General features: G+C 45.1%; 7 protein-coding genes. 2 read left to right on the top strand and 5 right to left on the bottom strand.

Annotated features, from left to right (window positions below):
* Positions 1–23: 23 nt before the first annotated feature.
* From H6G26_RS27700 to H6G26_RS27710, 3 genes are all read right to left on the bottom strand, one after another.
* Positions 24–845 (bottom strand): carbohydrate ABC transporter permease, encoded by an 822-nt coding sequence (locus tag H6G26_RS27700; protein ID WP_190733227.1) that lies wholly within the window; start codon positions 843–845, stop codon positions 24–26.
* A 2-nt stretch (positions 846–847) separates the two neighbouring features.
* Complete coding sequence (locus H6G26_RS27705) at positions 848–1,768, bottom strand: sugar ABC transporter permease (protein WP_190733229.1); 921 nt, start codon at positions 1,766–1,768, stop codon at positions 848–850.
* 199 nt (positions 1,769–1,967) lie between these two features.
* Positions 1,968–3,311 carry a sugar ABC transporter substrate-binding protein gene (locus H6G26_RS27710; RefSeq protein ID WP_190733231.1) on the bottom strand — a complete coding sequence of 448 codons (1,344 nt, stop codon included), beginning with the start codon at positions 3,309–3,311 and terminating at the stop codon, positions 1,968–1,970.
* A 154-nt stretch (positions 3,312–3,465) separates the two neighbouring features.
* Between H6G26_RS27710 and H6G26_RS27715 the strand changes: the two genes are divergently transcribed.
* Positions 3,466–4,269 carry an SDR family NAD(P)-dependent oxidoreductase gene (locus H6G26_RS27715; RefSeq protein ID WP_190733233.1) on the top strand — a complete coding sequence of 268 codons (804 nt, stop codon included), beginning with the start codon at positions 3,466–3,468 and terminating at the stop codon, positions 4,267–4,269.
* Positions 4,270–4,482: 213 nt separating this feature from the next.
* Positions 4,483–5,457 (top strand): sugar-binding transcriptional regulator, encoded by a 975-nt coding sequence (locus H6G26_RS27720; protein ID WP_190733235.1) that lies wholly within the window; start codon positions 4,483–4,485, stop codon positions 5,455–5,457.
* Positions 5,458–5,477: 20 nt separating this feature from the next.
* Here the strand turns inward: H6G26_RS27720 and H6G26_RS27725 are convergent, their stop codons facing one another.
* Entirely contained in the window at positions 5,478–6,206 is a 729-nt protein-coding gene (locus H6G26_RS27725; RefSeq protein ID WP_190733237.1) for an HAD family phosphatase, read from the bottom strand.
* Entirely contained in the window at positions 6,187–7,689 is a 1,503-nt protein-coding gene (locus H6G26_RS27730; protein WP_190733239.1) for a mannitol dehydrogenase family protein, read from the bottom strand. Before H6G26_RS27730 ends, H6G26_RS27725 begins: the two co-directional genes overlap by 20 nt.
* Positions 7,690–9,221 lie beyond the last annotated feature (1,532 nt).

Raw genomic sequence — 9,221 nt, forward strand, 5'->3', positions numbered from 1 at the left:
TTAATGAGTTTCACAGCAGACGATTATTTCACAGCACCAAACGTCAGACCCCGGACTAATTGCCGTTGACTCAGCCATCCGAAGATTAAAATAGGCGCGATCGCTAGGGTTGATGCTGCCGAAAGTTTTGCCCAAAACAATCCTTGAGGGCTGGAAAATGAGGCAATAAATGCAGTTAAAGGAGCGGCATTAGCTGTTGTTAGGTTGAGGCTCCAAAAGGCTTCATTCCAGGACAAAATGATTGAAAGCAATGCGGTGGAAGCAATTCCAGGTAATGCCAGTGGCAACAAAACATGAATCAGTTCTTGCTGTGTGTTTGCTCCATCCATGCGATCGGCTTCTAGGATATCTTTGGGAACATCTTTGAAAAAGCTGTAAATCATCCAAACGATAATTGGCAAATTGATCAAGGTGTAGATAATAATTAAACCGATGCGGGTATCTAGCAAACGAGCGTTGCGACACAAGATGTAAATTGGCACCAACACACCAACCGGCGGCAGCATTCTAGTAGAAAGCATCCACAGCAAAGTTCCCTTAGTGCGTTTGGTTGGGAAGAACGCCATCGCATAAGCGGCAGGTATGGCAAGCAGTAGCGCGAGTATGGTTGATCCGAGTGAAACCGCCACACTGTTGAGTGCATAGCTGAAATAGTTTGCCCGATCTTGAATCGCCACATAATTTTCTAATGTAGGCTGGAAAAATAGCTGAGGAGGAGTTGCAACCGCCGCCACCTCCGTTTTGAAACTAGTGAGAAACATCCAGAAAATCGGGAAAAACAAGCTGCAAGCGACAAACCAGCCGAGCAAGGTAAATAGCCAACGGCGAGAAGTTTTTTGTGCCATACTTAGGTATCCAAATTACGAGCAACACTACGCATCAGAAAAATTGCCACGATGTTGGCAAGAATTACCGCGATTAATCCACCGGCTGAGGCACCACCGACATCAAATTCCAGCAAAGCTCTCAGGAAAATGTAATAGGCAAGGTTGGTCGTTGCGACTCCGGGGCCGCCACCTGTAGTCACAAAGATTTCTGCAAAAATAGTCAAAAAGAAAATCGTCTCGATCATGGCGACTACGGCAATGGCGCGGCTCAGATGCGGTAGCATGACGAAACGAAATAGAGCGATCGCATTTGCTCCATCCATCCGGGCTGCTTCTAGCTGGTCATGATCTAACGACTGAATTGCCGTTAATAAAATTAGCAGAGCAAAGGGAAGCCACTCCCACGAAACAATGATAATGATGGCAAGCAGGGGAAAATCTGCAAACCAATCGATCGCCCCCAAACCCAAACTTCTTGTAAATTGAGCAAACAGTCCATTTACTGGATGCATCAGCATATTCTTCCAGACTAGGGCGCTGACTGTGGGCATGACAAAAAACGGAGAAATCGCCAGCACCCGCGCAATCCCTTGACCATAAAAGTCCTGGTCAAATAGAATTGCCAGGAGTGTGCCTAGACTAATTGTGATCACCAGAACCGACACAACCAGAATTATTGTGATGGCGATCGAAGTCCACAGCGCTGAGTCAGTTAGGATGAACGTGAAATTTTCAATCCCAATAAATTTGCGTGCGTCTGGATTAAGCAGGTTATACCTCTGAAAGGAAAACCATAGCGTCATCACCAGAGGTACAATCATCCACAGCAGCAAGGCAATGACAGAAGGCGCAACCAGGGGTAAGGTTGATGCCTGCCGCTTAGTTCGTTGCCTAGTGGGTGGCGTTTCGTGGTGGCGCTTTACAGCTACTGAAGAAGACATAGCCTAATGAATTTTGGATTTTAGATTTTGGATTTTAGATTGTGAGAGTTTTATGAGTGAACATTGGCTTTGGTTGCCCATAGGCTGTGTTTTCTTGCCTTCCCCGTCAGATTTAGATCCCCCTAAATCCCCCTTAAAAAGGGGAACTTTGATTGAATTCTCCCCCCTTAAAAAGGGGGGCTGGGGGGGATCTCCGGGTTCACTCGATATAACCCGTGTGTTTCATAAACCGTTCAGTCGAACTCTGCGATCGCTCCAACGCCTGCTCCACTGAAAGACGATTAGTCAAGGCTGCTGCCATCGTTTGCCCCACCGAAGAACCGATCGCCTGAAATTCGGGAATATCCACATATTGAATACCCTTGTAAGGCGTTGGTTGTGCGGCTGGACGGCTAATATCAGCAGATTGGATCGACTTCAGCACAATCGAAGCAAAGGGTGCAGCTTTTTGATAGTTGGGATTGTTATAGGTGGAAGTCCGCGTACCTGGTGGTACACTAACCCAACCATTTTGGTTAGCAACTAATTGAATGTATTCCTTAGAGGTTGCCCAAGCAACAAACTTTTGAGCAGCTTCGGGAGATTTTGAGGTTTTTGGAACCGCTAGCGCCCAAGCCCAGAGCCAATTCGAGCCGTTTGGATATCTCTCAATTGGCGCACGGGCAAAGCCAACTTTATCATAAACTTGAGATTCTTTTGGATTGGATAACAACCCTGCGGCAACGGTTGCATCTACCCACATACCGCACTTACCCGTTGAGAATAGCGCCAGATTCTCATTGAATCCATTGGAACTGGCTCCCGGTGGGCCATATTTCTTGAGCAAATCGACATAGAAAGCGATCGCTTCTTTCCAGGCTGGAGTATTTATAGTAGGTTGCCACTTCATATCAAACCACTGTCCGCCAAAGGTGTTGACCAATGTGGACACAAATCCCATGTTTTCCCCCCAGCCTGGTTTTCCGCGCAGACAAACACCATAAACTCCATGCGCTGGATCGTGAACCTTACTCGCCCATTCCCTGATTTGGGGATAGGTTGGTTGTTCAGGAACCGTAATCCCTGCTTTTTCAAACAAGTCTTTTCGGTAATACAGCATGGAACTCTCCCCATAGAACGGCACGGCATAGAGTTTGCCGTTGTTAGAAAGCCCTTCTCGGATGGGTTTTATCAGGTCATTCACGTCATAACTTGCGGGTAGATCCAATGGTTTTAACCAATCCCGTCTCGCCCAAATCGGCGTTTCATAGGAACCGATTGTCAAAACATCGAATTGTCCGCCCTGGCTTGCAACGTCTGTGGTAGTGCGTTGGCGCAAGACGTTTTCTTCTAGGACAACCCACCGCAGTTGAATATTTGGATTGGCTTGTTCAAAATTGCGGGAAAGCCCTTGCATAACCACCATGTCGCCATTATTGACAGTAGCGATCGTCAGTCTTGTTTTCCCTGCTGCTTGCGAACCTGCACAGGCATGTAGTAGTTGTGCCAGTATCACTCCAACGAGGAATGAAACCAAGATTTTAGCGAAGCGAGGCATACGCATCGCACTGCTCCTTTAGTATTAAAATCATAATATAAGAAAATGATTTTATGCTCTACTATTGGGCAAAGTCCCAATAATTGAATCATACTAGCTCATCTTAAATACTGAACACTTAAACACTATTTGCAACATATATTCACAAGGAGTTGAAGATATGACAGCTAAAGCAAGCTATCACTTTGCTGGCAAGACGATTTTGATTACGGGCGGGGCTGGTGATATTGGTCGAGCTACCGCACAGCGTTTTGCCGCAGATGGTGCAGGTGTAGTACTCCTAGACTTAAACGAAGCGAAGATGGCAGAGGTTACTCATGAATTGGAAGTTTATAAAATTCGAGTTCTGAGCTTTCGCTGCAACGTCACCGCCTCTGAAGATGTTGCTCAAGCCTTTTCTGCTGCTGTAGAGCAATTTGGACGAATCGACTATGTTTTTAATAATGCGGGTTATCAAGGAGTATTTGCCAAAACTGACGAGTATCCTGAGGAAGATTTTCAAAAGGTCATTGACATCAATGTTGTCGGAGTTTTTCACGTCCTCAAGGCGGCGGCACAACACTTACGCAAATCGGGTGGAGGAGCGATCGTTAATATGGCAAGCTATGCAGGAGTGGTTGGCCCTCCAAATATGATCGCTTACTCAGCCTCAAAGTTTGCCGTAATTGGCATAACTCAGACAGCAGCGAAAGACTTGGCTCCCTACCATATTCGAGTGAATGCGCTTTCGCCTTCGCTGATTGGCCCTGGTGTGATGTGGACGCGACAGACCGAATTGCAGGCAGGTGTACGATCGCAGTATTTTGATGCCGATCCTCAAGTAGTAGAGCAGCAAATGATTAATTCAGTCCCGATGCGGCGTTTGGGGAGCCTTGAAGAAGTTGCCAACAGTGTGGCATTTCTCATGAGCGAGGAGGCAAGCTACATTACGGGCTTTAATTTGGAGCTTACTGGCGGGCAATAGGCAAAAGGGTATTGCCAAGTAGTTAGTAATGTTGTCAGCCTCCAGGATTATTACTGCAATGTTTTGCTGCGCTTGAGTTTATTTCAGACCACTTTTATTAACATAGAATGTGATAACGTATACACAGGATTTTGAGCAAAAAATGCATCTTTGAGCAGATACTCAAATAATTTATCTACTCTTTGGGGGATGCATACTTCCTATAGGTGCAATATGAAAGAACCCATCTTAGAGCGTGGCTTGTCCCTTCGGACTCGCAAATTAGACCAGGCAGCACACGCAGCTTGGCTCTACTACATTGCTGGAAACACACAGGAAGAGATTGCCGCAAAGTTGAACGTATCCCGACAGGCGGCACAGCGTTTGGTTGCACTAGCGGTGAGTGAAAAACTGATCAAATTTCGGCTCGATCATCCCCTGAGTGAGTGTATTGCTCTAGCTGAATCACTCAGAGACAAATTTGAATTATCACTGTGTGAAGTGGTTCCAAGTGATGCAGGGAGTGGCGATACATTAAACGGGCTTGGCGTATGTGCTGCTACTCACCTAGAGACGTACCTTGTTGCTAAAACTCCAACAATTTTGGCGTTTTCCACCGGTCGGACTTTGCGATCGATGGTGGATCAAATCCCATCCATGAATCAACCTCAGCATAAGATTGTCTCAATAGTTGGGAATATGTCTCAATATGGGCGTGCGGGTCGTTATGAAGTGGTGATGCATTTGTGCGATCGCGTTGGTTCCCAAGTATATCCAGTTCCGACTCCAGTCGTAGCGACCAGTATTGAAGAACGAGAACTCTTGCAGACCCAGCGATCGTTTATCACCGTCAAAACCCTTGCCGAGCAAGCCAAAGCAACTTTTGTGGGTATTAGCCAAATTGGTTGGAATGCACCGTTACACCAAGACGGATTTATTAATGACGATGAAGTGACCCAATTAATTGAACTGGGGGCAGTTGGGGAAATTGCAGGTTGGGCATACGATCGCCAAGGAATCTTGATTCAAGGTGCAACTAATAGCCGGGTTGCCAGTGTCCCGCTCGAACAAACTGCTCAACGGCTGATTATCGGTATTGCAGGAGGTGTGAAAAAAGTAGAGTCAATTTTGGCGGCTCTGCATGGCAAGTTGATCACGGGACTGATCACTGATGAAGTTGTCGCCCAAGCTATTCTTGACAAAATCTGATTTTTCATACCTACTGTTATTTACAATAGCCCGATCAGATCGTGCATCCGCTCGATAACTTGCCCGGCACCAGCCGACTCAAGAGCATCTGCACGGCTTTTTCGTTCATCCTCGCTTACATGAGTTCCCCCTACATAACCGATAATCTGCCCAATTCCAGCAGCAACCGCAGCCCTTACCCCACTGATAGAATCTTCAACTGCCACACAAAGAGAAACTTCAACTTCCAGACACTTCACTGCGTGTAGGTAGATGTCAGGAAGGGGCTTTGGCCGCCCAACGGGGAGAGAGTCGTGGGCGCTAAATATCTGCTCACTTGGGAAATAGTCAGTCAGGGCAGCAGAAGTAAGGCAAGCATTCAGCCTCTCGAAACTGCTGTTACTTACTAATGCATATTCAAATCCGTCGTCGCGCAGGTAAGAGAGAACTTCAGGCGTTCCTTCAGTCGCTTTAGCCTCTATACTAAGCCGTTCAATCGCTCTCTTTTCTTCCTCAGCCACTAGCCTATCGATATCTCGCTCATTAAGAGTAGTTAATGAGTCTGGATATATCTTCTTGAGTATTTCCCTGTAAGGTTTCCCTGCAAAACTTTTAACAAAGTCCTCAAGCTCATAGTGTTGAGCGCCAGCGAATTCATGAGCCACTTCATTGGTCAGCCTCCAAGCGCTCTCAAGTGCTATGGTTTCACTATCAACGACAGTTCCATCGTGATCGAAAAGTATCACCAAATCATGCTGAAGCGGTTTCATTTAAAAGGCCTCCCTCATTGTAATTTTTAAGCGTAGCTAATAGTCCGTAGGTCTGGATATCGAGCATTGCTTGGTAGCATTCATCATCTACTACCTTTGTATGTTCGCAATTCTCCAATCCCAGAATGCCGCTAATCACCGCGCCTTGTTGAATCGCTGTAACTGCGCTTTGGGTATCCTTCGCATGATAAGGCTGACCAGACTCGCTCGCCCCCTCTCGGACTGCAAGAAGCCATGCCGCAACGGGAAGTATAATTCGCTTCATGCTCACCTTTCGGCTGTAAGCATCCTGAAGTATGGGAAATATATACTTGCCTACCTTTCTACAGGTTTCTGAAGAAATTCTCTCAGTAGTATCAGGAAGAGCCTCGTTACTCAGCCTTAGTAATACCTGAGCCATATATTGTTCACACATGTGACGAGGCACGGGTGTCGCTGCTGCGATATCGTCCATCAGAAGCCGGGTAAATAAGTGGAATTCCGGTTGCCTGATTGCCTCATGCATATACTGTATACCTGCTCTTACAGCTAAACAGGCTACGAAGGAGTGGACTGCATTTAAGAATCTCGACTTCATATATAGAAAGGGAGTGATGTCGTTAGTCATAATGACCCCCGCATCTTCCCACTTGGGCCGATCACCTGTGAAGTTGTCCTCTACGACAAACTGCCAAAATGGTTCTGTTACAATGGGGGCGCGATCGCGCACCTGTAACAGTCGGTTGGGATAGTTATAATCAGATTCCTGCTCTTGAGGCACAATCCTATCTACAACCGTATTCGGAAAGGTCGCGTTATCCCTAATATATTTTGCAAGAGTCGGCTCAATCAACTCAGCGTAAGCTAGCACTGCTTTTCGTAGAATCTCCCCGTTTCTTGGCAGGTTATCGCAAGAAAGGGTGGTGAAGGGGGCCATGTTGCGATCGCGTCGTCGGCGTAGCGCCTCTACTATAAAGCCAATTGCAGTGGTTGGAGTGGAAGGATTTTGCAGATCGTGCGCGATGTCTTCATTCGCTGTATCCAGATTAAAACTCTTGTCTAGATGGTAGCCTCCTTGAGTAATTGTCAAAGTCACCAGATGCACAGAGGAAGACGCCATTTTTTCCAGCACATACTCGCACTTCTCTCTACCATTAACGATTTCCCTGATAGAACCGATAACTTCCGCTTCCTCACGATTTTTAGCGCAACTAGAGTGTTTGGTCAAAGTGTAAAGGAATCTCTGGGGTTTTAACATCGTAATGGTGCGTTGGCTCTTGAGGCTAACTCCACAAATCCCCCATCTCTGCTCTGGTGAACCCTTCTGTGCAAGATAGTTATGTATTATGTAAGCGAGGTGGCCCCTAAAAAAACGACCTGGGCCGAAATGGACGATACCAGTATTAAGCGCTCTCCTGTCGTAAGGAGACTGTTCCCCCCACAAACCAGTTATAGTACCGAGGCGATGACTTGAAACACTGGGGGGCTTTAGTAAGTTAACCATTAGACTTCTTAATTAAATAAGTGGATAATCAGGTAAAAACAGTAGGTCAGTCTGGGTATAGCCAATGGCCTACAAGCGGTACAAATATCTCAAAGTGCGAAAATTTTAGGCATACTTTATCAATGGCATCCACAAGGAAACGTTTAGCCAGAGCGTAAGTATGGTGTGACAAGTAGAACAGAAAAAGAAGAAATCAGGTCAACATAAGTAAGTACCAAAGATCAAGTACGGAAGCATGTTATTTACTCCTTAAAAATTTTAAGGAAAACGACAATTTTTAATAACAGGAGGATGTCAATTTTTGCTCACATCTATTCTTGAGGCAAAAAGAATAGGCGGAACATTATTCTCAGTTTCTGTTTTTTCTTGTTCTTTTTATTCCACTTAAGTTAACAATTCTCCTAAAAAAATTCCGTATTTCAATGATGCTTAAATAGTAGCCAAGCTTGATACTGTAATCCCCTGTCTATAGGTTTAAAGTGCAAGCAACCTTAAGGTTGACTCTAGTGGTAAATATTTATGTCTATTGGAACACGATAGTTATTTATAAGAAGAATTCAGAACTCAGGAGTCAGAATTCATACTGAATTCTGTACGAGTGGGTGACCAACATCGGTTAAAACCTCGCCCGAAGTCAAGCGAAAAAAATTAAAATATTCTCGCCTTAAAACTCTACCCATAAAAGGATAAAGTATTCTGAATTCTGAATGCTGTATACTGATATGGAGTTAAGGTTTCAGCTTTGTATCATCTGTATATTTGCATAAGTTAACTGTAAAAGCTTCAGCAATAATCGCTTATTGTTGAAGCTTTTAGACAATTAATTTTTGCAGCTATGGCTTCATGAGTTATCTGACTTTTCCCGTCATCTCCTTGATTGAGCGATATCTATGACGAGCTGCGCCTACGCTTACTGTACCCTTAGCTTTAAGCCTTATTCTCGCGTGATTTACTATCACTAATATTAAATTATTGAGAAGAAATTATAGCCTGAAACCCTTGCAATTTCTTTGTTTCATGACTTAACGGGAAAAGTCAGGTACTGAAGAACCTTAATTTTTAATAATTAGGCTATGCTTTAGCGTTGGCGAGGCTTTTCTTTCTGCTTTAGAAAACGATACAACCTTAACATCCCTCAATATTGACATATTTTTTGTTGTTCATCTGTCCGGTTCCGTACATTAAGCGTATAAGCGCAATACTTTTATCAAAGCCCAAGATTACTTTTGCCTTTGGCTTGAGGAGATGAATTTTTCGCCTGCCTCTTGGGGAGCAAAGTTAAAGAGAGATTATAACAGCCAGGCTCACCCGGAGCGCTGAACCACTTGTTAAAGATATCTGGTTACAAGCTAAGGGAGATCCAAGAAATAAAATGCCCCGCCGTATCAAGGATATTGTAGCTAGGCGACTATATCTTTGGCGCTTTCGCCCCCAGGGCGAAAGCGACGGCGGGGCATTTTATTACTGGGTGCGATTCGTTCAGTCTAAACCCGAAAAGGAGGACGACTGGCTTTTGTTGAGTAACCTAATTC

This window comes from Nostoc sp. FACHB-888 (assembly GCF_014696655.1).
Lineage (GTDB): Bacteria > Cyanobacteriota > Cyanobacteriia > Cyanobacteriales > Nostocaceae > Nostoc.